The 22,225-nt window shown below is 67.4% G+C and carries 21 protein-coding genes; 13 read left to right on the top strand and 8 right to left on the bottom strand.

Annotation, left to right across the window (positions count from 1 at the left end):
* Positions 1–68: 68 nt before the first annotated feature.
* The 3 genes from METUNV2_RS0108785 (at position 69) to METUNV2_RS0108775 (ending at position 5,291) form a co-directional block, all read left to right on the top strand.
* A complete protein-coding gene (locus METUNV2_RS0108785) occupies positions 69–2,477 on the top strand; it encodes a bifunctional diguanylate cyclase/phosphodiesterase (RefSeq protein ID WP_018229101.1) in 2,409 nt (802 codons plus the stop codon).
* Positions 2,478–2,607: 130 nt separating this feature from the next.
* A complete protein-coding gene (locus METUNV2_RS0108780; protein ID WP_018229100.1) occupies positions 2,608–4,731 on the top strand; it encodes a carboxy terminal-processing peptidase in 2,124 nt (707 codons plus the stop codon).
* 20 nt (positions 4,732–4,751) lie between these two features.
* A complete protein-coding gene (locus METUNV2_RS0108775; RefSeq protein ID WP_018229099.1) occupies positions 4,752–5,291 on the top strand; it encodes an RBBP9/YdeN family alpha/beta hydrolase in 540 nt (179 codons plus the stop codon).
* Positions 5,292–5,373: 82 nt separating this feature from the next.
* Here METUNV2_RS0108775 and METUNV2_RS20220 read toward each other — a convergent pair whose 3' ends face one another.
* Positions 5,374–6,381 (bottom strand): methyl-accepting chemotaxis protein, encoded by a 1,008-nt coding sequence (locus METUNV2_RS20220; RefSeq protein ID WP_018229098.1) that lies wholly within the window; start codon positions 6,379–6,381, stop codon positions 5,374–5,376.
* Between the two features lie 288 nt (positions 6,382–6,669).
* On the opposite strand from METUNV2_RS20220, the gene cysT reads away from it, so the two are divergent.
* The 4 genes from cysT to METUNV2_RS0108750 are packed head-to-tail and all read left to right on the top strand — an operon-like array spanning position 6,670 to position 10,418.
* Complete coding sequence (gene cysT / locus METUNV2_RS0108765) at positions 6,670–7,503, top strand: sulfate ABC transporter permease subunit CysT (RefSeq protein WP_018229097.1); 834 nt, start codon at positions 6,670–6,672, stop codon at positions 7,501–7,503.
* On the top strand, positions 7,503–8,387 hold the full coding sequence (gene cysW, locus METUNV2_RS0108760; RefSeq protein ID WP_018229096.1) for a sulfate ABC transporter permease subunit CysW: 885 nt from the start codon (positions 7,503–7,505) through the stop codon (positions 8,385–8,387). Before cysT ends, cysW begins: the two co-directional genes overlap by 1 nt.
* Positions 8,384–9,448 carry a sulfate/molybdate ABC transporter ATP-binding protein gene (locus METUNV2_RS0108755; RefSeq protein ID WP_018229095.1) on the top strand — a complete coding sequence of 355 codons (1,065 nt, stop codon included), beginning with the start codon at positions 8,384–8,386 and terminating at the stop codon, positions 9,446–9,448. The genes cysW and METUNV2_RS0108755 overlap by 4 nt, the downstream gene beginning before the upstream one ends.
* 37 nt (positions 9,449–9,485) lie before the next feature.
* The gene (locus METUNV2_RS0108750; RefSeq protein WP_018229094.1) at positions 9,486–10,418 is read left to right on the top strand and encodes a CysB family HTH-type transcriptional regulator; all 933 of its coding nucleotides are present in this window, start codon (positions 9,486–9,488) and stop codon (positions 10,416–10,418) included.
* 172 nt (positions 10,419–10,590) lie between these two features.
* On the opposite strand, the gene METUNV2_RS0108745 is transcribed toward METUNV2_RS0108750, so the two are convergent.
* Entirely contained in the window at positions 10,591–11,535 is a 945-nt protein-coding gene (locus METUNV2_RS0108745) for an AEC family transporter (protein WP_018229093.1), read from the bottom strand.
* Complete coding sequence (locus METUNV2_RS0108740; RefSeq protein WP_026188003.1) at positions 11,532–12,815, bottom strand: DNA recombination protein RmuC; 1,284 nt, start codon at positions 12,813–12,815, stop codon at positions 11,532–11,534. Before METUNV2_RS0108740 ends, METUNV2_RS0108745 begins: the two co-directional genes overlap by 4 nt.
* Positions 12,816–13,022: 207 nt before the next feature.
* Between METUNV2_RS0108740 and METUNV2_RS0108735 the strand changes: the two genes are divergently transcribed.
* The 5 genes from METUNV2_RS0108735 to METUNV2_RS0108715 all read left to right on the top strand — a co-directional run bounded on the left by METUNV2_RS0108735 (position 13,023) and on the right by METUNV2_RS0108715 (position 16,253).
* Positions 13,023–14,333, top strand: a complete 1,311-nt coding sequence (locus tag METUNV2_RS0108735; protein ID WP_018229091.1) for a sensor domain-containing phosphodiesterase — start codon at positions 13,023–13,025, stop codon at positions 14,331–14,333.
* Between the two features lie 81 nt (positions 14,334–14,414).
* Positions 14,415–14,744, top strand: coding sequence for a hypothetical protein (locus METUNV2_RS0108730; RefSeq protein WP_026188001.1), 330 nt, complete (start codon positions 14,415–14,417; stop codon positions 14,742–14,744).
* Positions 14,745–14,814: 70 nt separating this feature from the next.
* On the top strand, positions 14,815–15,507 hold the full coding sequence (locus METUNV2_RS0108725; RefSeq protein WP_018229089.1) for a hypothetical protein: 693 nt from the start codon (positions 14,815–14,817) through the stop codon (positions 15,505–15,507).
* Positions 15,508–15,523: 16 nt separating this feature from the next.
* On the top strand, positions 15,524–15,877 hold the full coding sequence (locus tag METUNV2_RS0108720; protein WP_018229088.1) for a heavy-metal-associated domain-containing protein: 354 nt from the start codon (positions 15,524–15,526) through the stop codon (positions 15,875–15,877).
* Positions 15,864–16,253 (top strand): hypothetical protein, encoded by a 390-nt coding sequence (locus METUNV2_RS0108715; RefSeq protein WP_018229087.1) that lies wholly within the window; start codon positions 15,864–15,866, stop codon positions 16,251–16,253. Before METUNV2_RS0108720 ends, METUNV2_RS0108715 begins: the two co-directional genes overlap by 14 nt.
* 6 nt (positions 16,254–16,259) lie before the next feature.
* Here the strand turns inward: METUNV2_RS0108715 and METUNV2_RS0108710 are convergent, their stop codons facing one another.
* Positions 16,260–18,740, bottom strand: a complete 2,481-nt coding sequence (locus METUNV2_RS0108710; protein ID WP_018229086.1) for an ABC transporter permease — start codon at positions 18,738–18,740, stop codon at positions 16,260–16,262.
* A gap of 117 nt (positions 18,741–18,857) precedes the next feature.
* Between METUNV2_RS0108710 and METUNV2_RS0108705 the strand changes: the two genes are divergently transcribed.
* Positions 18,858–19,556: a uracil-DNA glycosylase gene (locus METUNV2_RS0108705; protein WP_018229085.1), complete on the top strand. Its 699-nt coding sequence runs from the start codon at positions 18,858–18,860 to the stop codon at positions 19,554–19,556.
* A 6-nt stretch (positions 19,557–19,562) separates the two neighbouring features.
* Here METUNV2_RS0108705 and queF read toward each other — a convergent pair whose 3' ends face one another.
* From queF to METUNV2_RS0108685, 4 genes are read right to left on the bottom strand one after another with little or no spacing between them, the layout of a single operon-like run.
* Positions 19,563–20,387, bottom strand: a complete 825-nt coding sequence (gene queF, locus METUNV2_RS0108700; RefSeq protein ID WP_018229084.1) for an NADPH-dependent 7-cyano-7-deazaguanine reductase QueF — start codon at positions 20,385–20,387, stop codon at positions 19,563–19,565.
* Positions 20,387–21,019 carry an ankyrin repeat domain-containing protein gene (locus METUNV2_RS0108695; RefSeq protein WP_018229083.1) on the bottom strand — a complete coding sequence of 211 codons (633 nt, stop codon included), beginning with the start codon at positions 21,017–21,019 and terminating at the stop codon, positions 20,387–20,389. Before METUNV2_RS0108695 ends, queF begins: the two co-directional genes overlap by 1 nt.
* Entirely contained in the window at positions 21,016–21,813 is a 798-nt protein-coding gene (locus tag METUNV2_RS0108690; RefSeq protein WP_018229082.1) for a TatD family hydrolase, read from the bottom strand. The genes METUNV2_RS0108695 and METUNV2_RS0108690 overlap by 4 nt, the downstream gene beginning before the upstream one ends.
* Positions 21,814–21,847: 34 nt before the next feature.
* Positions 21,848–22,207 (bottom strand): PilZ domain-containing protein, encoded by a 360-nt coding sequence (locus tag METUNV2_RS0108685; protein WP_018229081.1) that lies wholly within the window; start codon positions 22,205–22,207, stop codon positions 21,848–21,850.
* Positions 22,208–22,225: the final 18 nt, after the last annotated feature.

The following is a 22,225-nucleotide window of genomic DNA, read 5'->3' as shown; positions in this document are numbered from 1 at the left end:
CCGACCTGCCCCACTTGATCGGCGCGTGATCGGAACACCCCGATGTACGCGCCCCGGAGTTCTGCCCGATGTACCGAGTTCTCGACTGCATCACCGTTGATCACGACCCCTATCTGGTCGTGCTGGCCGCCATCATCTGTGCCTTCGGCGCTGCTGCGAGTTCGCTGGTGGCAACACGCATCGCCTCCAGCGGGCGGGCCGGCGCCTGGATAGCGCTGCTGGCGATCAACGCAGGATCGACCGTCTGGGCGACGCACTTTCTCGCCATGCTGGCCTTCCGGACCACGCTCCCGATGAGCTACGACCCGGGGCTCACGCTTCTGTCCTATCTCATCGGCGTCTTCATCATCGGCTTCAGCGTACGAGTGGCTCATGGCGGGCAGCGGCGCGCCCGTGGCGCAATCGCCGGTGGAGTGCTGCTCGGCAGCGGCGTCGCCGCCCTGCACTATGCGGGAATGGCCGCACTGCGCTTTCCGGGCCACCTGAGCTACGACGTCGATCTGGTGATCATCTCGGTGCTGCTGAGCATCGCCCTCGGCATCTCATCGATGTGGGTCGGACGGCGTCTGGCGGATGCGCACGCGCGCACGCTCGCCGCCGCGCTGTTCGTGGCCATGACGGTCACCCTTCATTTCACGGGCATGGGTGCGGTACGCCTGGAACTCAGCCCGCTGGCCGCGGACGCTGCCGGCATGTCACGCAGCGCACTGGCAATCGCGGTGACCGTGGCCGCACTGGTGGTTCTGCTGATCGGCATTACCGCAGCCATTGTCGACCAGCGCATCGCCAGCCGGCTGGCCAGCGAAGCCGAACGTTTCCGCACGCTGGCCGACGGAGCGCTTGAAGGTCTGCTGGTGCACCGTGACGGCCTGATCGTCGACGCGAACGCGGCCGCGCGTGCCATGTTCGGGCTGAACGGACCGGTGGCCGCCGCCACACGCCTGGATACGCTCCTGGACGCCGCAGGCATCGCGCGGATGAAGGAACCGATCGACGACGAACGCGCTTTCGAGCTCTCGCTGCTCAATGCCCAGGGCGCGTACTTTCCGGCTGAGGTATCACGGCGCCACATCAAGCTGGCAGACGGACTGCAGGGCGAACTGCTGGCCATCCGGGATCTGACTACACGAAAGAAATCCGAGGCCCGCATCGCGCACCTCGCCCTGCACGACCCCTTGACCGACCTGCCCAATCGCCGGCTGTTTCTTGAACTGGCAAACAAGGCCATGGGCCATGCGCAGCGCACCAACGAGCGTTTCGGCATCCTCGCCATCGATCTCGACGGCTTCAAGACGGTCAACGACATGCATGGCCATGCCGCCGGCGACGAACTGCTGCGCACGGTGGCACGACGCATTCAGAGCGAACTGCGGGACGCCGATGTGGTGGCCCGCTTCGGAGGTGACGAGTTCGCCATCCTGCAGAGCTTCACCACCCAGCCGCGTCAGGCCATGGCGCTGGCGGAACGCCTGCTCGAAACCCTGCAGACGCCGATCCGGCTGGCAGACGCCGAAGTCGCAATCAGCGCCTCGATCGGCGTGGCACTCTACCCGGACGATGGCGCCACCACCGAAGACCTGCTGCGCAACGCCGATACCGCGATGTATCGCGCCAAAGCTGACGGCAAGGCCACCTGCCGGTTCTTCGAGGCACAGATGGATGCCGCACTCGAATCCCGCCGTCGACTCGAGTTCCGGCTGCGTCACGCCATCACCTCGGAAACGCTGGAGATCGCCTTCCAGCCGCTGGTGGGCAGCCGTGACGGACATCCGGTCGCGTTCGAAGCGCTGGTGCGCTGGAACGATGCGGAACTGGGCTACATCTCGCCCGCGGACTTCATCCCCGTCGCGGAGGAAACCGGCCTCATCCTGCCGATCGGCGAGTTCGTGCTGCGTCGCGCCTGCATGGAGGCGGCCAGCTGGTCACAGCCGCTGAGCGTGGCGGTCAATCTGTCGGCGGTGCAGTTCCGTCGCCGCGGGCTGGTCGACATGGTGCAGCGGGCACTGACCGAAAGCGGATTGCCGGGCGAGCGCCTGGAGCTGGAAGTGACCGAATCGCTGCTGATCGACAACCGCGACGAGGTGCTGCGCACCCTCACCGCACTCAAGGAAATGGGCATACGCATCGCGATGGACGATTTCGGCACCGGCTACTCCTCGCTGAGCTATCTGCAGAGCTTCCCGTTCGACAAGATCAAGATCGATCGCTCATTCGTGACCGACCTCGAAGCCGATTCACAGAACGCGTCCATCGTGCGGGCGGTCGCGTCCATGGGGCGCAGCCTGCAGATGCAGGTGGTGGCGGAAGGGGTCGAAACACGCAGCCAGGCCGCATTGCTGAAGGACCTGGATTGCGACGAACTGCAGGGCTATCTGATCGCCCGACCGATGCCCGCGGCAGAAATCGAGGCCTTCCTGCAGGAACACCCGGCAAGGGTGTCGCCTGCAGACGCCGCACCGGCGGAGGCAGCAGCCTGAGCATCCGGTCATCACGGCGCGCGAAAAAAGCAGATATCTTCACGGCTGGCTGCGAACAAACCACCCCGCAAGCGGTCGATTGCGGGCGCAACCGCATATTTTTTGTCCAGCCCGCGCCGGAGTTTTCGCCATGAAACTGAATGCCCTTGTCGTCCTGCTGATCAGCCTTGCGCTGCCCGCCCCGGTGGCGTTGCAGGCTGCAACACCGACCGTGCCGACGCTGAAGCCGGTGGAGGCCCACGCCCTGGCGGCCCAGGCCAGCGCCGAACTGATGTCCCGTTTCCACTATCAGAACGTGCCGCTGGATGACGCGCTGTCGTCGAAAATCCTCGACCGCTATCTGAAGACGCTGGACCCGGACCGGGTGTTCTTCCTGCAGTCCGACATCGACACTTTCAATTCGGTGCGACTGCTTCTGGACGACGCCATCCGGCAGCAGAATCTGGCCGCCCCGTTCGCCATCTACACCCGCTACGCGCAGCGTCAGCAGGAGCGGCTGGGCGAAGCCCGTGCCCTGCTCGCCAAGGGCTTCGATTTCACGCAGGACGAGAACTACCAGTACGTGCGCACCGACGCGCCGTGGGCGAAGACCGGCGCCGAACTGCAGGAGCTGTGGCGCAAGCGGGTGAAGAACGACTGGCTGAGGCTGAAGCTGGCCGGCAAGGACGATGCCGCCATCCGCGACACGCTGACCAAGCGCTACGACCAGGCGCTGAGCAATTCCGCGCGCATCAAGAGCGACGACGTGTTCCAGATCTTCATGAACGCGTACGCCGAATCGATCGAGCCGCACACCAACTATCTCGGCCCGCGCGCGGCCGAAGATTTCGCGATCAACATGAAGCTGTCGCTGGTGGGCATCGGTGCGGTGCTGCAGGAACGCGACGAGTACGTGACCATCCGTGAGCTGGTGGCCGGCGGCCCGGCCGCGCGCTCGGAAAAGATCAAGATCGGTGATCGCATCGTCGGTGTGGCCAAGGACGAACAGACGCCGATGGCCGACGTGCTCGGCTGGCGCGTCGATGACGTGGTGCAGCTCATCCGTGGCACCAAGGACACGGTGGTGGCGCTGGACATCCTGCCGGCCGACGCCGGCCCCGACGTGAAGCCCACCCGGGTGAAGATGGTGCGCGACACCATCAAGCTGGAAAAGCAGGCCGCCGCCAAATCGGTGATCGAATCCGGCGGCCAGAAGGTGGGCGTGATCACGCTGCCCACCTTCTATCAGGACGTGGAGGCGAAATCCCGCGCCGACGCCGACTTCCGCAGCGCCAGCCGCGACGTCGCGAAGCTGATCACCGAACTGAAGGCGGACAAGGTCGATGCGCTGCTGATCGACCTGCGCAACAACGGCGGCGGTTCGCTGGACGAAGCGGTGCGGCTGACCGGCCTGTTCATCGACCGCGGGCCGGTGGTGCAGCAGCGCAACGGCAAGGGCCAGATCCGCATCGAGCAGGACAACGAGGCCGGCGTGGCCTGGGACGGCCCGCTCGGCGTGCTGATCAACCGCGCTTCGGCATCGGCGTCGGAAATTTTCGCGGCCGCCATCCAGGACTACGGCCGCGGTCTGGTGATCGGCGAAACCAGCTTCGGCAAGGGCACGGTGCAGACCCTGCTCGACATGGACGAAATGGCCAAGAGCGACAAGCCGACCTACGGCGAACTGAAGCTCACCATCGCCCAGTTCTTCCGCGTGAATGGTGGCACCACGCAGCTGCGCGGCGTCACGCCCGATCTGCCGCTGGCGCGCACCATGGACCACGATCGCATCGGCGAATCGAGCTACGACAATCCGCTGCCCTGGATACAGATTCCGCCCGCCGACTACCGCGCGGTCGGTCATCCGCAGGAACTGCTGCCCATGCTGACCGCCCGCCACCAGGCACGCACCACGCAGGACCGCGGCTACCGCGACCTGCTGGACGACCTGGCCGAAGCCGAAGCGATGCGCAAGCGCACCGAAATTTCGCTGAATGCCGAAGCCCGGCGCAAGGAGCGCGAAGCGCAGGAAGCGAAGCTGAAGGCGCGCAGCGAAGTGAAGGACGGCACCGAAGACGCGCCGGTGCTGCGCGACGACGGCCTGCAGGCCGGCGAACGTGGCCTGGACAGCGAACTGGCGGCCGAAAAATCGCGCAAGGCTGCCCGCGATGTGCTGCTGGACGAAGCCGCCCGCATCATGGGTGACGCCGCCGACCTGCTGAAGTCGGACACCGCACTGGCCAAGCGCAGTGCCGGCGTGGCCGCAACGAAATAAGCGATCAGAACGGACAGAGGATGGACAGCGTACTGGTGGTGCCCGGCCTGAACGGCAGCGGCCCCGAACACTGGCAGACCTGGATCGAGCCCCTGGTCGGCGCACGCCGCGTCGAACAGGCCGACTGGGCGCAGCCCGACATCGAGCTGTGGTCGACCCGCGTGGCCGAGGCGGTCGAATCGTCGACTGGCCGGGTGTGGCTGATCGCGCACAGCTTCGGCTGCCTGGCGTCGGTCGTCGCGGCGCAGCAGGTCGGTGAGCGCATTGCCGGTGCGCTGCTGGTGGCGCCGGCCAGCCCGGACAAGTTCGGCGTCACCGCGCGCATCCCGTCATCCGCCCTGCCCTTTGCCGCCGTCGTGGCGGCCAGCCGCAACGATCCGTGGATGCGCTTCCTGTCCGCGGCCACCTGGGCCGAACGCTGGGGCGCCCAGCTGGTGGATCTGGGCGAGGCCGGCCATGTAAACGTCGACTCCGGTCACGGTGCCTGGCCGGACGGCCTGGCTCTGTTCCAGCGTCTGCAGCAGAGCGCCGCGCTGATCGGCGGCACGGTCGAAAGCTGACCCGGAGCGCACGTTTCCGGCAGCAAAAAGAAAGGGCGCCCGCGAGGACGCCCTTTCTTTTTGCTGCCCCGGCTCGCCTGATCTAGGCGCTGACGGCGCTCTGCGAGCGCTGCTGCTCCGCCATCTTGACGATTTCATTGGTGGCGTTCGAGGTCTGCAGCGCGAGCTTGGCCACTTCTTCGGCCACCACCGCGAAACCGCGACCGACTTCACCGGCCCGTGCCGCCTCGATGCTGGCATTCAGCGCCAGCAGGTTGGTGCGCTTCGAAATCTCGTTGATGACACCGGAAATGGACAGGATCTGCTGCATGCTGTCTTCCATCTTCTGCTGCTGTTCGTGCTGCAGTGCCGCCGCCTGCTTTTCGTCGCTGATGTCGCGCAGCGCGCCGGCGGAATGGGTGGCACGGCCGCTGTCATCGCGCACCGTAACCGCCCGCTCGCGGAACCAGATGTAACCGCGCACGCGATGGCGCAGCCGGTATTCGCAGACATAGGGCGTGCGGCCGGTGGCATCGGTCAGATGGGCGTTGAAGGCATCGATCACCCGGTTCTTGTCCTCCGGATGCAGCACCGCCAGCCAGCTGTCCCAGCTGTCCGGGAAATCGCTGCGGCTGGCGCCGAGCAGGCCGCGCAGTTCGTCCGACCAGCGCACCACATTGTCCGGGTGGTCCGGATTGCCGTCGGTGATGGAATAGGTCCAGGTGCCTTCGGTCAGCGCGGTCTGCGCCAGATCGCGCCGTTCGAGGTCGGCGCGCAGCACATCGGCCTGTGCGCGCTCACGGGCGGCCTCGTCCTGTGCCGCCGAGCCTTCGCGCGCGACGCGCCCGACTTCGGCCTGGGCCTCATCCGCGCTCCACCGGGCCGCCGCGAGTTCGTCGCGCAGCCGGGCCACCGTGTCCGGCAGTGCGCGCAGGCTGTCCAGCTCGGCCTGCATCCGCGCTTCGCGCTCGGCCAGGCCACGCAATGCAGCCGCCAGCGGCTCGGGCAGACCACCCGGCGGGCGGGCCAGCGGGCCGGCACCGTCACGACAGGCCGCCAGCAGGCCGGACAGGGCTTCGAGGTCTTTGCGGGCACGGGTCAGTCCGAACATTGCTCAAATCCTTGGTCGAGGGGCAGATAGGTGCTTCTCGACCTGCAACGGGGATGGCTTTAGACCTTGTATTAAAAAAAGTTTCCTGACACTCAAACGCCCTCATGCAGTGCTTATGAATGCACCACAACGGTGCATTTTCCTCAGTCAAATTCAGAAATCGGCTAAGTAAATTACTTCTTATTATTTCCAGTAATTTAAGGGAGTCCTTAACCTGTCGGCTCGATCAAGATTCGGGACGACCTCCATGCACTCTCCGACGCGCCCTCGCGCACGGGAGCTCCAGCCATGAGCCGGCGCACCTTCCACGTGCTGCCCGGTTTCAACCTGACGCTGGGCTACACGCTGTTCTATCTGTGCATCATCGTGCTCATCCCGCTGTCCGCGGTGTTCCTGAAGACTTCGCAGCTCGGCCTGAGTCAGTTCTGGGACGTGGTCACCACGCCGCGCGTGATCGCCTCCTACAAGCTGTCCTTCGGCGCCTCGCTGCTGGCCGCCGCGATCAACGCGGTGTTCGGCCTGGGCCTGGCCTGGGCGCTGGTGCGCTACTCCTTCCCGGGCAAGAAGCTGGTCGATGCGCTGATCGATCTGCCGTTCGCGCTGCCGACCGCGGTGGCCGGCATCGCGCTGACCGCGCTGTACGCGCCGAATGGCTGGCTGGGTTCCGCGCTGGAACCGCTGGGCATCAAGGTGGCCTTCACGCCGCTGGGCGTGCTGGTGTCGCTGGTGTTCATCGGCCTGCCCTTCGTGGTGCGCACGGTGCAGCCCATCCTGGAAGACCTGGACACCGAACTGGAAGAGGCCGCAGCCAGTCTGGGCGCGCGCCGCTGGCAGACCTTCCGCCACGTGACACTGCCCATCCTGCTGCCGGCGCTGCTGACCGGCTTCGCGCTGGCCTTCGCCCGCGCGGTGGGTGAATACGGCTCGGTCATCTTCATCGCCGGCAACATTCCGATGGTGTCGGAAATCACGCCGCTGATGATCATCACCAAGCTCGAACAGTACGACTACACCGGCGCCACCGCGATCGCGGTCGTCATGCTGCTGTTCTCCTTCGTGCTGCTGCTGGCCATCAACGGCCTGCAGGCATGGACCGAAAAAGCCACCGGGAGGAACCGCTGATGGCCGGCGCCACGACCCTGCACGCCGGCGGCGATGTTGCCGCCCGCTTCGAGAACCGCGCCGCCACCCGCGAGCCGGCCTGGTTCAAATGGACGCTGATCACGGTGTCCCTGGCCTTCTTTACGCTGTTCCTGCTGATGCCGCTGATCGCGGTATTCGTCGAGGCGCTGCGCAAGGGCTGGGACACCTACCTCGCCGCGCTGATCGAGCCGGACGCGGTGTCGGCGATCAAGCTCACGCTGATCGCCGCGGTGATCGCAGTACCGCTGAACCTCACCTTCGGCGTGGCTGCGGCATGGGCGATCACCAAGTTCAACTTCCGCGGCAAGCACCTGCTGATCACGCTGATCGACCTGCCCTTTTCGGTGTCGCCGGTGGTGGCCGGCCTGATCTACGTGCTGGTATTCGGTGCGCAGGGCTGGTTCGGTCCCTGGCTGCAGGGGCATGACGTGAAGATCATCTTCGCGGTGCCCGGCATCGTGCTGGCCACCATTTTCGTCACCTTCCCCTTCATCGCCCGCGAACTGATTCCGCTGATGCAGGCGCAGGGCAAGGAAGAGGAAGAAGCCGCGGTGGTGCTCGGCGCCAACGGCTGGCAGACCTTCTGGTACGTGACGCTGCCCAATATCAAATGGGGCCTGCTGTACGGCGTCATCCTGTGCAATGCGCGGGCGATGGGCGAGTTCGGCGCGGTATCGGTGGTGTCCGGCCACATCCGCGGCCTCACCAACACCATGCCGCTGCATGTCGAAATTCTCTACAACGAATACCAGTTCGCAGCCGCCTTCGCCGTCGCGTCGCTGCTCGCGCTGCTGGCACTGGTCACCCTGGGCATCAAGACCTGGGTCGAACGGCAAGCTTCGAAAGTGAAGGAAGAAGAATGAGCATCCAGGTCCAGAACATCCACAAGGCCTTCGGCGATTTCGTGGCCCTCGGCGACGTGTCGCTCGACTTCCCGACCGGCGAACTGGTCGCGCTGCTCGGCCCGTCCGGCTGCGGCAAGACCACGCTGCTGCGCATCATCGCCGGCCTGGAATCGGCCGACGGCGGCCGCGTGCTGCTCGACGGCGAGGACGCCTCCGACACCCATGTGCGCGAACGCCACGTCGGCTTCGTGTTCCAGCACTACGCGCTGTTCCGCCACATGAGCGTGTTCGACAACGTGGCCTTCGGCCTGCGCATGAAGCCGCGCAGCCAGCGGCCGTCGGAAAAGGTGATCCGCACCAAGGTGCATGATCTGCTCAAGCTGGTGCAGCTGGACTGGCTGGCCGACCGCTTCCCGGCCCAGCTGTCCGGCGGCCAGCGCCAGCGCATCGCGCTGGCCCGTGCACTGGCGGTCGAACCGCGCGTGCTGCTGCTGGACGAACCGTTCGGCGCGCTCGACGCCAAGGTGCGCAAGGAACTGCGCCGCTGGCTGCGCCGGCTGCACGACGAACTGCACATCACCTCGATCTTCGTCACCCACGACCAGGAGGAAGCGCTCGAGGTGGCCGACCGCGTGGTGCTGATGGACCACGGCAAGGTGGAACAGATCGGCACGCCGGAAGAGGTGTACCGCCACCCGAGCACGCCCTTCGTCTATGGCTTTCTCGGCGCGGTAAACCACTTCAGCGGCCATGTGGATGGCCAGAGCGTGCGCGTCGGCGACGAGGTGCTGCGGCACGCCGCACCCGACCTGAAGCACGGCGACGAGGTGATCGCCTTCGCCCGTCCGCATGAACTGGACATCGTGACCGATGTGGCCGGTACCGACGGCGTACCGGCACGCGTGGCACGCGTGCTGTCCTTCGGCGTCACCGCGCGGGTCGAGCTGGATGGCCTGAATGGCGCCACCGGCCAGCATTTCGAGGTCGAACTGACGCGTGAGCGGGTCGAGGCCCTGGCCCTGCAGGAAGGCCAGACCGTGCGTCTGCACCCGCAGCGTCTGCGCGTGTTCGCGCGTTGAGCCATCGGCAAGGCCTGATGAAAAAGAAAGAAGAACGATGAATTTCCAGCAGCTGCGCATCATCCGCGAAACCGTCAGGCGGCAGTTCAACCTGACCGAAGTCGCCAACGCGCTGTTCACGTCGCAGTCCGGCGTGAGCAAGCACATCAAGGATCTGGAGGACGAACTGGGTGTCGAGCTGTTCGTCCGCAAGGGCAAGCGCCTGCTCGGCCTGACCGAGCCGGGCAGCGAACTGGTCGAGATCGTCGAGCGCATGCTGCTCGACGCCGGCAACATCAAGCGGCTGGCCGAACAGTTCGCCCGCCGCGACGAGGGCCAGCTGCGCATCGCCACCACGCATACCCAGGCGCGCTACGCGCTGCCGCGGGTGGTGACCGAATTCAAGCGGCTGTTTCCGAAAGTGCATCTGGTGCTGCTGCAGGCCAGTCCGGGCGAAATCGTGGACCTGCTGCACGACGGCGAGGCGGATATCGGCATCGCCACCGAAACGCTGGCCGAGGCGCCCGAGCTGGTCACCTTCCCCTTCCACTCCTGGCACCACTCGGTCATCGTGCCGGCCGGCCATCCGCTGGAAGCGGTCAGGCCGCTCACGCTGGAAGCGCTGGTCGAACATCCGGTGGTCACCTACCACGAAGGCTTCACCGGCCGCGCCCGCATCGATGCCACCTTCGCCCGCGCCGGCCTGCTGCCGGACATCGTCATGTCCGCACTCGATGCCGACGTGATCAAGACCTATGTCGAACTGGGCCTGGGCGCCGGCATCATCGCCTCGGTCGCCTTCGATCCGGCGCGCGACAACGCGCTGCGCCTGCTCGACAGCGAACACCTGTTCGCCGCCAACACCACGATGATCGCGCTGCGCCGCAAGCACTATCTGCGCAGCTACGCCTACCGCTTCATCGAACTGTGCGAACCCTCACTGAACGAGGTGACGGTGAAGGCGGCGCTGAAGCCGAGCGCGGAGGACTGAGGGGAAGCCCCCACGCTCACTGCGTTCGCTGCCCCCCAAGGGGGCTCCCCGCCCTTGGGCGGCCCTGCGGGCGGCGCGGCCCCCACACTCACTGCGTTCGCACAGGGCCGGCTTTGCACAGCCGGCCCGTTCGGCAGGCGCGGCGCCACGATGACCGAACTGCCGCCTGCCCTCAACGGCTCGCCGCGACCAGCGCCATCATCAGCGGCGTGGTGAGTGCCGCCAGTGCGGTGGACATGAGCAGGCTGCTGGCCACCGGCCCCTGCATCACGTGGAACTGGCGCGACATCAGATAGACGTTGGCGCCGACCGACAATGACGCCAGCAGCACCACCGCCTGGGTTTCCACCGGCGGCAGGCCGAGCAGCACCGCCAGTCCCCAAACGACCAGCGGGTGGGCAAGCAGCTTCAGCACGCTGATGCTCACGCTCTGCTGCCAGCCTTCGCGCACGCCGAATTCCGCCAGACCCATGCCAAGCGCGATCAGCGACATCGGCAGCGCTGCGTCGCCCAGCATTTTCAGTGGCTGGTCGATCAGCGATGGCAGCTGCAGCCCGGTCAGGCTGAACAGCGTGCCGGTCAGGATCGACGCCACCAGCGGATTGGTCAGCACGCCGCGCGCGGTCTTGCCGAAGCCAGCCAGCGTGGGCGCCCCCGTCTTTGCCCACTCGACCGACACGGTGACCAGGGTCCACAGCGTCAGTGCGTTGAACACCACCACCAGCGCAGCCGCCGGCATGGCGTCGTCGCCCAGCAGGATGCGGGTGAGCGGCAGGCCCAGCAGCACGTTGTTCGAGAACACGCCGCCCAGCGCAAACACCGACTGCGACACGCCATCCAGCCGGAACAGCCGGGCCGACACCAGGCGGCCGAGCACGAACACGATGAGGCAGCCGCCGAAGAAGGCGGCCAGCAGCCGCACATCGACCGGCGGCAGGCTGGCGAAACCACTCATCAGCCGGAACAGCATGGCCGGCAGCGCAATGGTGAACACGAACTTGGCGAGCGCGTCGGCAGCGGTCTTGGGCCAGCCGCCCCAATGCACGATGCCGTAGCCGACGAACACCAGCACGAACAGTGGCGCGGCGAGCAGGATCTGCTGTACGGCGGCGTTCATGCGCCCTCCTCCGGCGCGTCCAGCGCCTTCAGCGCGTCGGCTTCGGCGCGCTCGATGCGGCCGAACTGGTGGCTGATCTTGCGGCTGGACACCGCGACGTCCTGCACATCCTCGTGTGCCTGGCGGATGTGGGTAGCGAGCTTTTCCATGCGTCGGTCGAACAGGGTGAAATCCTTGGCGAGCCGGCCCAGCGCATCGCGTATCAGGTGGATCTGGCGTCGGGTCTCGACGTCCTTCAGCACCGCGCGCGCGGTGTTCAGCACCGCCATCAGCGTGGTGGGCGACACGATCCACACCCGTTTCGCCTGCGCATGGGCGATCACGTCGGCGTGGTGGGCGTGCAGTTCGGCGAACACCGCCTCGGCCGGCAGAAACATGACTGCGCCGTCCGAGGTTTCGTCGGCGATGATGTATTTGGCGGCGATGTCGTCCACGTGCCTGCGCACGTCGGCGCGGAAGGCGGTCTGCGCCTGCCGGCGGTCGGCTTCGGCCGCGTCGGCGGCGAACATGCGGTGGTAGTTCTCCAGCGGGAACTTGGCATCCACCGCCACCCGGCCGGTCGGCTCCGGCAGCCTGAGCAGGCAGTCCACCCGGACGCCGGTCGACAGCGTGGCCTGGAACTCGAAAGCGTCCGGCGGCAGCGCATTGCGCACCAGTGCCTCCAGCTGCACCTCACCGAAGGCGCCGCGCGCCTTCTTGTCGCCCAGCAGTTCGTTCAGGCTCATCACGCTGGACGACAGCCCTTCTATCTTCTTCTGCGCCTCATCGATGGTGGCCAGCCGCGCCATCACGCTGGCGAAGGTTTCATTGGTCTTGCGGAAGCCCTCTTCCAGCCGCTCGTGCACCCGGCCGCTCAGCCCTTCCAGCCGCTCGTTCACGGTACGGGTGAGCGATTCGATCGAACTGGTGAGCTGCACCGAGGCGTTCTGCAGGCCGTTCTGCAGCGCCTGCTGCTGCGCCCGGGTCTGTTCGGCCAGCGTGGCGGCGGTCTGCGCCACCAGTTCGGTGCGCAGCGCACCGATGGCGTCGCGCGCGGCGGCCAGTTCGAGCGAGGTGGTCCGGCGCAGCCGCTCATTCGCCTCGGCCTGCATGCTGACGGTGCGTTCGGTCTGGCGCTGCAGGCCCTCGTGCAGCGCCTCCAGCGTGCGGCGCTGGGTGTCCGCCGCATCGGCATCGCGTGCCGCCAGTCCGCGCAGGCGCAGCGCGAGCACGATCACCAGCACCAGAGTGGCCAGCTGGCCCAGCAGCAACAGGGCAAAAGGAAGGGAAAAGTCGCTCATGCGAAGAAAAGGACAGGAGAAACCGGGGCGGCGGAGCATGCCATGCGCCGGGAACGATGCCCATGCCATGAAAGGGTGCATCGAACGTGGGAAAGTATACCAGTGCCCCACAACTGTCCGCTTTCCCGCACCACCGCTGTGCATAAGGCTTTGCGCGATACAGGCGGGCAAAAATCCGGTTCAAGGACGGCCGAGTGTTGCCGATAGATGACCCAGACTCATTATCCGGGCGCCGCCATGGCTCACGCATCGTTATCCGTCGTCGCGGAAGCCGACACTGCCTCCGCCGACATCGTGCACAGCGCACAGGGCGTGCTGGCCCGCTATCGCGGCCTCACGCTCACCAGCCATTTCCAGCCCATTTTCAGCGTTTCGCACTGCCGCGCCATCGGCCACGAAGGCCTGCTGCGCGCAGCCGACGTCGACGCCAACCCGATCTCGCCCGCGCGCGTGATCGGCAACGCGCGCGACTACGATGACCTGCGCTATCTGGATCAGCTGTGCCGCTATCTGCATGTAAACAATCATGCGGCGCAGGACACGCACGGCGGCTGGCTGTTCCTGAACATTCACCCGGAGGTGTTCCGCCGCGGCCCGGATACCGACCTGAGCGACTTCCTGCCCGAACTGTCCGAACACCCGGACATCGATCCGCGCCACATCGTGATCGAGGTGATGGAACAGGCGGTGTCCGAGCACGCCGGCTTCGCCCGCACAGTCGAATACCTGCGCGGCCTGGGCTGCATGATCGCGCTCGACGACTTCGGCGCCGGCCACTCCAACTTCGACCGCATCTGGTCGATGCAGCCGGAAATCGTCAAGCTCGACCGCTCGTTCGCGATCAAGTCGGTGGAAAACCCGTCGGCCCGCCGGCTGCTGCCGCAGATCGTGAGCCTGATCCACGAAGCCGGCTCGCTGGTGCTGCTCGAAGGCGTCGAAACCGAGGCGCAGGCGCTGGCCGCGCTCGATGCCGACATCGACTTCGTGCAGGGCTACTATTTCGCGATGCCGCAGGCGATGCCGGTGGACACCCGCGAACAGAGCGCCCAGCTCACCACTCTGTGGGAACGTTTCAACACCACGCGCGGCAGCGGCGCCGCCCGCTACCGCGAACTGATCGCGCCCTATATCCACGCCATGGGCGGCTGCGCGGTGCTGCTGGAAGAAGGTCTGCCGATGGAAGAGGCCTGCCGCGGCTTCCTTCAGCTCGAGCGCGCCGACTGCTGCTTCATGCTGGACGAGCAGGGCCGCCAGGTCGGGCGCAATGTGCGCGCCAGCCAGCCCTTCGGCGCAGCGGACAGCCAGTACCGCACGATGTCGCAGAGCCGCCACGCCCGCTGGTCGCGCCGTCCCTACTTCCGCCGCGCGATCGAGAACGTGGGCAAGGTGCAGGTCACCCGGCCCTATCTGTCGATTTCGTCCGGCCTGCTGTGCGTCACCGTGTCCATCGCCTACCGCGGCTGGGACGACCAGCTGCGCGTGCTGTGCGGCGATCTGCACTGGCCGCAGGTGGTCTGATACCGCTCTCCGTCCGCCCGGATGAACCCGGGCGGCGCCGCAGTGTCCTCGGCATGCCCGATTGCAGGTAAGCTGCGCCCGATGAAGTTCGCCCGTCTTTCGCTCCGTCGCCTGATCGCGCTGCTCATGCTGTGCGCGGTGCCGCTGCACGCCTACGCGCTGCACTGCGCCACCCAGCGCACGCTGGCGGTCGCCGCGATGCAGGCGGACGCGGAGTCCGGCCATGGCTGCCACTGTCCGGATGAATGCACGGCTGCCGCACTGTGCGCCGCTGCTCATCTGCTGGCGCTCGAACCTTCCCTGACCCTGGATACGGCCGCTGCGCAGCATGCGACAGCGCGTCCAGCGCCGATCGATCGCGTGCCCGCCCGCGCGCTCGCACCACCCGAACGCCCGCCCCGCACCGCCTGACGCCGAAAGCCGAGGCCACAGCGGCACCCGCCGCCGGTGGTCCCTTCTTCGTCCGTTCAGGGAGCCCTTCATGACACCGCTTCAAGGCCGGTGGCGCCGCTGCGCGCTGGCGCTCGCGGCCGCACTGCCGCTGCCGGCATCGGCCGGCTTCTTCATCCCGCGCGACGTGACCATGTTCATGTTCAGCGCCTCGCCGGACAGCCAGATGGCCGATATCGCCCATGGCGTACGGGCCGACCTCGCGCTGTCCGCCGGCCAGTCGCGCTACCGCTCCGACGACCGGCGCATCGACCGCCACTACACCACGCTGCAGGGCAACTGGCTGGTGCACCGCGACTACGGCGCCGACGGCATCACCAATCTGTATCTGTTCGGCGGGCCGCTGCTGGCGCGCAGCAGCGAGTTCGTCGGAGCTGGCGCCGGCTCCGGCGACGACACGCGCGCCGGCCTGCACGGCGGATTCTGGGCGGACCACGAAACCCGGCGCATCTACGGCCGGCTATCCACCCACATCTACCTCGCCGGCGGGCGCAGCCAGACCGTCACCACCGCACAGGGGCTGTGGGCGCCCTACGCCGCCGACTACGAAGACATCGCCACCTGGCTGGGCCTGCAGCTGGAACGCCGCAGCGGCCTGACCGACGCCACCCAGGTCACCCCGCTGCTGCGCCTGTTCCAGCGCCGCTGGTGGGTGGATGTGGGCGTCAGCGTCAATCGCGAACACCGCGGCGACGCCTTCGTGAATCTCATGCTTCTGTTCTGAACCGAAAGGAATCGAAATGAAAACAGGGACGTATCAATCCATCGCCGCCGCGCTGCTGCTGGCGCTGGCCACCGGCCTGGCACAGGCTGCCACCACGATACGGATGCAGGTGGACGGTCTGGTATGCGCATTCTGCGGCTCGGCCATCGAGAAAAAGCTGCGCAGCCACGCCGCCACCGACGACGTGCTGGTCAGCCTTGAACACAAGGTGGTCGCGCTCAGCCTGAAGGACGGTCAGGACATCGCCGACGACACGCTGCGCAGCCAGATCACCGACGCCGGCTACCAGGTGAAGAAGATCGAGCGGGTATCGCAGTCGCTGGACAGCCTGCGTGCCGAACTGAAGGGCAAGGCCCATGGCGGGCGCTGAGCGCGGGCTGCGGGCCACGCTGGGGGCGAGCGGCCTGTCGCTGCTGGCCAGCAGTTCGACCCTGGTGTGCTGCGCGCTGCCGGCGCTGCTGGTGGCACTGGGCGCCGGCGCCACGCTGGTCACGCTGACCACCCGCTTTCCTCAGCTGATCTGGCTGTCGGAGCACAAGGGCGGCGTGTTCGGAGCCGCCGCACTCATGCTGGCGGCCGCCGGCGCGGCGCAGTGGCGGGCGCGCAGCCTGCCCTGCCCGGCCGACCCGGCCGCCGCGCGTGCCTGCATGCGGGCGCGGCGCCTGTCCATCGCGGTGTATGCGCTGTCGGTGCTGCTTTTCCTGACCGGAGGCTTCTTCGCCTTCGTCGCGCCCTTGCTACTGTAGGCGGGCTCAGCCGGCCCGCAGACTGGCCAGCGCCGGCGAGCGCAGCGCGCCGCGCAGGCCGAGCAGACCGGCGGCCACCACCGCGACCACGCTGAACGCGAGGCCTGCGGCCGGCAGCAGCGCCGACGGCACATAGGGCAGCTGGAAGGCCTGACGCGCCAGCGCGGTGGTGAGCGCCACCGCGCCCACCGCCGCCAGCGTGCCGGCCAGACCGCCCAGCACCGCGAATTCCGCCAGCAGCGCCGCGCGCAGCTGACGGTCGCGCGCGCCCAGCGTACGCAGCACCGCCAGTTCGAAGCGGCGCTCGTCGTGGGTGGCTTCGATCGCGGCCAGCAGCACGACCACGCCGGCCAGCAGCGCAAAGCCGAACACCACGCTGACCGCTGTGGCCAGCTGGTCCATCAGCGCGCGGAACTGCCGCACCATGGCGTCTACGTCGACCGCGGTCAGATTGGGGAAGCGCGCCACCAGCGTGTTGGTGAAGCCGGCCTTGTCCGCCGGCAGGTGGAAGGAGGTGATGTAGCTGGCAGGGAAGTCTTCGAGCACGCCGGGCGTGGCGACCACGAAGAAGTTCACGTTCATCGAATCCCATTCCAGCTCGCGCAGGCTGCCGACCACGGACTCCACCTGCCGGCCGGCGATTTCGAAACGCAGCCGGTCACCGGCGCGTACCCCCAGCGTTTTCGCCAGACCGGCCTCGACGGAAAAGGACGGTAGCGCCGCATCCCACTGTCCGCCGCTCAGCCGGTTGCCGACCTGCAGATGGTCGGACCACGACAGATTGAATTCGCGCTCGACCAGCCGCCGCGCGCGGGCATCGGTGTAATCGTCGGGCGATACCGCGCGGCCGTTGATCGCGCTCAGCCGGGCGCGCGACATCGGCAGCAGTTCGGGCGCCGGCAGGCCGGCTTCGGCGAACAGCGCGCGCACCGCATCGCGCTGATCAGGCTGTATGTTCAGGATGAAGCGGTTGGGTGCATCGACCGGCAGCCGGCCGCGCCAGGCGTCCAGCAGATCACCGCGCGCGATCACCAGCAGCAGCACCGCAGTCAGACCCAGACCAAGCGCTGCGATCTGCACGGTCGACGCCACCCGTCGCCGGGTCAGGCTGGCCAGCCCGTAGCGCCAGCCACCGGCGGTGCCGCCGCGCATGCGGGCCACCAGCGCGAGCGCCCCCCAGGCCACCGCTGCATACAGTGCGCAGGCGACGATGAAACCGCCGACCACCACCGCGCCCAGCACCGCATCGCCGGCCATCAGCACGATGAGCGCCGACAGGCAGGCCAGACCGAAGGCGTAGGCCCCCCAGGACACCACGTCGGCATCGTCCCAGTCGCGGCGCAGCACCCGCAGTGTGGACACCCGGCGCAGCTTCAGCAGTTGCGGCCACACGAAACCGAGAATGAGCACCATGCCGACCGCGAAGCCGTACACCACCGGCAGCGGTCCGGGCGGCGGCAGCGGCGCCGCCCACAGCCCGGCCAGCAGCGCCTCGACGCCGAACTGGGTCAGATAGCCGGCGACGCAGCCGATGGCACAGGCCAGTGCGCCCAGCAGCAGGAATTCGATCAGGAACAGCCGGGTGAGCCGCGCCTGGGTCGCACCCAGACAGCGCATGACCGCGCAGCCGTCGAGGTGGCGCTGCATGTAGCGGCGCGCCGCCAGCCCGACCGCGACTGCGGCGAACACCACCGCCAGCATGGCGGCCAGCCGCAGGAATTTCTGCGCCCGGTCGAGCGCGCCGCGCACCTCGGGCTGCGCCTCTTCCACGCTTTCCACCTTCTGGCCACGGGCCAGCTGCGGCTTCACCCAGGCGGCGTAACTGCGCACCGCGGCGTCGTCGCCGGCCAGATGCAGCCGGTACATGATGCGGCTGCCTTCCTGCATCAGGCCGCTGGCCGGCAGGTCGGCAGCATTCATCATGAGCCGCGGCACGATGGCGAAGAAGTTGGCGCCGCGGTCCGATTCGAAGGTGAGCACCGCCGCTACGGTGAGCCGCAGCGCGCCCAGATTGACGGTGTCGCCACTGCGCACGCCCAGCGCGGCGGTGGCCCGCTCGTCCAGCCACACGGTGCCGGGCGCGGGAATGGCGCGTATGTCGGTATCCGGCGCATTGAGCGCCGGTGCGGTGCGCACCCGGCCGCGCAGCGGATAGCCGTCGGACACCGCCTTCACGCCCACCAGCTGGGCACCATCGGCGGTCGACGCCATGCTGGTGAAGGTCCAGGTATTCACGCTGCGCAGGCCGCGCGTCTGCGCTTCGACGCTGAGCGCGGCAGGCAGCGGGCGGTCGCCGACCACCAGCAGGTCGCCGCCGAGCAGCTGGTTCGCTTCCTTCGTGACCGAGCGCGCGACCCGGTCGGTAAAGAAGGAGACCGAAGTGAGCGCGGCCACGGCCAGCACCAGCGCCAGCCCCAGCACCCGCAGTTCGCCGGCCCGGAAATCGCGCAGCGCCATGCGGGCGGCCAGCAGGAGGTCAGATTTCATCTTTGTGGTGTTCTTTCTTTCAGACGATGCACAATGCGCGCCTTGCGTTTCAGCCCGCACGTTCAGCCGGCGTTCTCAGCCCGCGTTCCCAGACTTTTCAGCTTCCATTGACAGCCGATGTCCGCAAACGATCTCGACCGCTTCGTGTCCGCGGTATCCGCCGGGGACCGCATCCCCGATCCGGCCATCATGTTCAACCCCTGGGGCGATCATGACCCGGTCCATGACCTCGTGCCTGACGCACCGCGCATCCGCGCCGACCACCTGCAGCGCTACCTCGCCGCACGGCTGGGTCGCGCCCGGGTGCTGCTGATCGCCGAGGCGCCCAGCTACAGCGGCGCCAAGTTCTCCGGCATGGCCATGACCAGCGAACGTGACGTGCTGGCCGCGCACGCTGCCGGCCGCGGTGCCGACTACTTCGAGGGCGATTTCGTCCGCACCAGCCGGCCGCTGCCGCAGCTGAAGAATACAGAAGGCATGCTGGAGCGCACCGCCAGCATCGTCTGGTCGGCGATGGCCGGCAATGGCTGGGCGCCACACGAATTCGTACTGTGGAACGCGGTCGCCTACCACCCGCACGAAGCGGGCAATCCGCTCAGCAACCGCGCACCGAACACCGCCGAGCGCCGTGCGCTGCGGCCGCTGCTCGAACAGTTCCTCGCCCTCTTCCCGGGCGTGCCGCGTCTGGCCATCGGCCGGGTGTGCCAGCAGAGCCTGGCCGACATGGGCATAGACGCCCTGCCGGCGCGGCACCCGAGCTACGGCGGCGCGCCGGAATTCCGTGCCGCGGTCGCCGATCTGCGCGCGCGGCTGTAACCGGCGCTACTGCCGGGCCAGCTTGACGAAGGTATCCGGCAGCGCTTCGAAATTGCTGCGCCACGGATTGATGTCCAGCCCGCCACGCCGGGTGTAGCAGGCGAATACCGTCAGCTTTTCCGGCCGGCACCGCTCCATCAGGTCCACCCAGATGCGCTCGACGCAGTGCTCATGGAAATCCGCGTGGTTGCGGAAGGACACGACGTAGCGCAACAGGCCGGCGCGGTCGATGCGCGGGCCGACGTAATGCACGATGAGCGAGGCCCAGTCCGGCTGCAACGTGACCGGACAGTTGGATTTCAGCAGGTCGGAGCGCAGCGTTTCCTCCACCGTGTCGCCAGCGGCGGACAGCAGCGCGGGATCCGGGTGGTAGCGCTCGCAGGCGATGTCCAGCGCGTCGATCGATTCACCCGGCAGTTGCACCGCCGGCCCGGGCAGCGCGTCCGGGCTGTGCAGTTCCACCGTCACACCGGCCTGGCAGGCGGCCGACAGATCGGTTTCGATCAGCGCGCGCACCGCCTCCAGCGAAGCCATGCGTTCGCTGTTGTAGCCGTTCAGATAGAGCTTGAGCGACTTCGATTCGATCATGAAGGGGCTGTCCGCCGGCACATCGATGCGGCCGACAGCCACTTCGGGCTTGCCCTGCGGGTTGAGCCACGACACTTCCCAGGCGTGCCAGCGGTCAGTGCCGGTGAAGGGCAGCGCATCCGCCGCCAGCCCGAGCGGCGCCCGCGACGCTTCGCGCGGCATCGGAAACAGCAGGCCGGCGTCGTAGCTGTCCGGGTAATCGGTGCCGTGGCCGAGGCCGGAGCCGGTGGCGGGATGTTCCATCACTGCCCCATCGCCGCGCGGATCATCGCCGCGGCATCGGTATTGCCGGCCTTGACCGCCCAGTCCAGCGCGCTTTCGTTGTCGCGACCGCGGATGCGGGCATCGGCGCGCGCGGCCAGCAGCACCTTGACCGACTCGGCATTGGCACGGGCGGCCAGCATGAGCGCGGTGGCGCCGTTAGGCGCTGGCGCATCGACCGGCGCGCCACGCGCGATCAGCGCCCTGAGCACCGGCGCGTGGCCCTGCATCGCGGCGTAGTGCAGTGCCGACCAGCCCTGGGTGTTGACCGGATTGGCACCGGCAGCCAGCAGCTGTTCGACCACCGCGGTATGGCCGTTGAAGGCCGCCACTGCCAGCGCGGTTTCACCGACCGCGTTCACGGCCTCCAGCTTTGCACGACGGGCGACCAGCGCTTTCACCAGATCGCCATAGCCGTTGCGGGCGGCGATGATGAGCAGCGTTTCACCGCGGGTATCGACCGAATTCACATCCAGTCCGCGATCGACATAGGACGCCACGGTTGCCGCGTCACCCATGTTGGCGGCGTTGATCAGATCGTCGTAGGCGGCGGCCGATGCGCCGCTGGCGGCGGCCAGACAGGCGCTGAGCAGCACGATGCGCAGGGATTTCATGCGGGGCACTCCTCGCGGCCGGCCAGACGGGCGGCGTCGCGGAACAGGCGGAAGAAATTGTCGCTGGTCACCCGACCGATGTCGTCCGCGCTCAGGCCGCGCACTCTGGCCAGTTCGGCGGCGACGTGCGGCACATAGGACGGCTCGTTCATCTTGCCGCGGTAGGGCACCGGCGCCAGATAGGGCGAATCGGTCTCGATCAGCATCGCGTCCAGCGGAATGGCCTGCGCCACGTCGCGCAGCTGCTGCGCGTTCTTGAAGGTGACGATGCCGGAAAAGGAAATCATGAAACCCATGTCGATGGCGGCTTTCGCCACCTCCAGCGTTTCGGTGAAGCAGTGCATGACGCCGCCGGCTTCGTGCGCACGCTCTTCGCGCATGATGGCCAGCGTGTCCTCGGCCGACGAGCGGGTGTGGATGATGAGCGGCTTGCCGCACTCGCGCGCGGCGCGGATGTGGGTGCGGAAGCGCTTGCGCTGCCACTCGAGGTCGCCAGTCAGGCGGAAGTAGTCCAGCCCGGTTTCGCCGATGGCGACCACGCGCGGATGACGGGCCATATCGACCAGCTGCGCCACGTCCGGCTCGGTCACGTCCTCGTAGTCCGGATGCACGCCGAGCGAGGCGAACACGTTGGCGTGCCGCTCGGCCATGCCGGTCACCCGCGGCCACTGTTCGATATTGACCGACACGCACAGCGCGTGACTGACCTGCTGGGCGGCCATATTGGCGATCACTTCATCCTCGCGCGCGGCGAGGTCGGGAAAATCGATGTGGCAGTGTGAATCGATGAACATTCAGGAACCGTTGCAATGCGGGAAATCTAGAGCGCTAGAGCGTGTGGGTCTGGCGCGACGAACCGAGATAGCTGCCGATCACCTGTTCTATCTTGGCGCGCGCCGATTTGCTGCTTTCGTCGTCGCCGAAACGCAGGCCGATGCCCTGCTGCTTGGCGCCCTGCGCATCGGCCGGCGTCACCCAGGCCACCGTGCCCTGGATGGGCAGCTTGGCCGGATCGTCCATCAGCTGCAGCAGCAGGAACACCTCGTCACCGAGGCGGTAGCTGCGGTTGGTCGGCAGGAAAATGCCACCGCCCTTCAGGAAGGGCATGAAGGCCGCGTACAGCACCGATTTGGAATTGACCGCCAGCGACAGCACGCTGCGGCGATTCTGCATCTGCGCATCCGACATGACAGTCTCCTTTGCAGT

Origin of the sequence: Methyloversatilis universalis EHg5, assembly GCF_000378945.1 — a bacterium.
GTDB classification, from domain to species: domain Bacteria; phylum Pseudomonadota; class Gammaproteobacteria; order Burkholderiales; family Rhodocyclaceae; genus Methyloversatilis; species Methyloversatilis universalis_A.
This window is presented reverse-complemented; position numbering and strand designations above follow the sequence as displayed.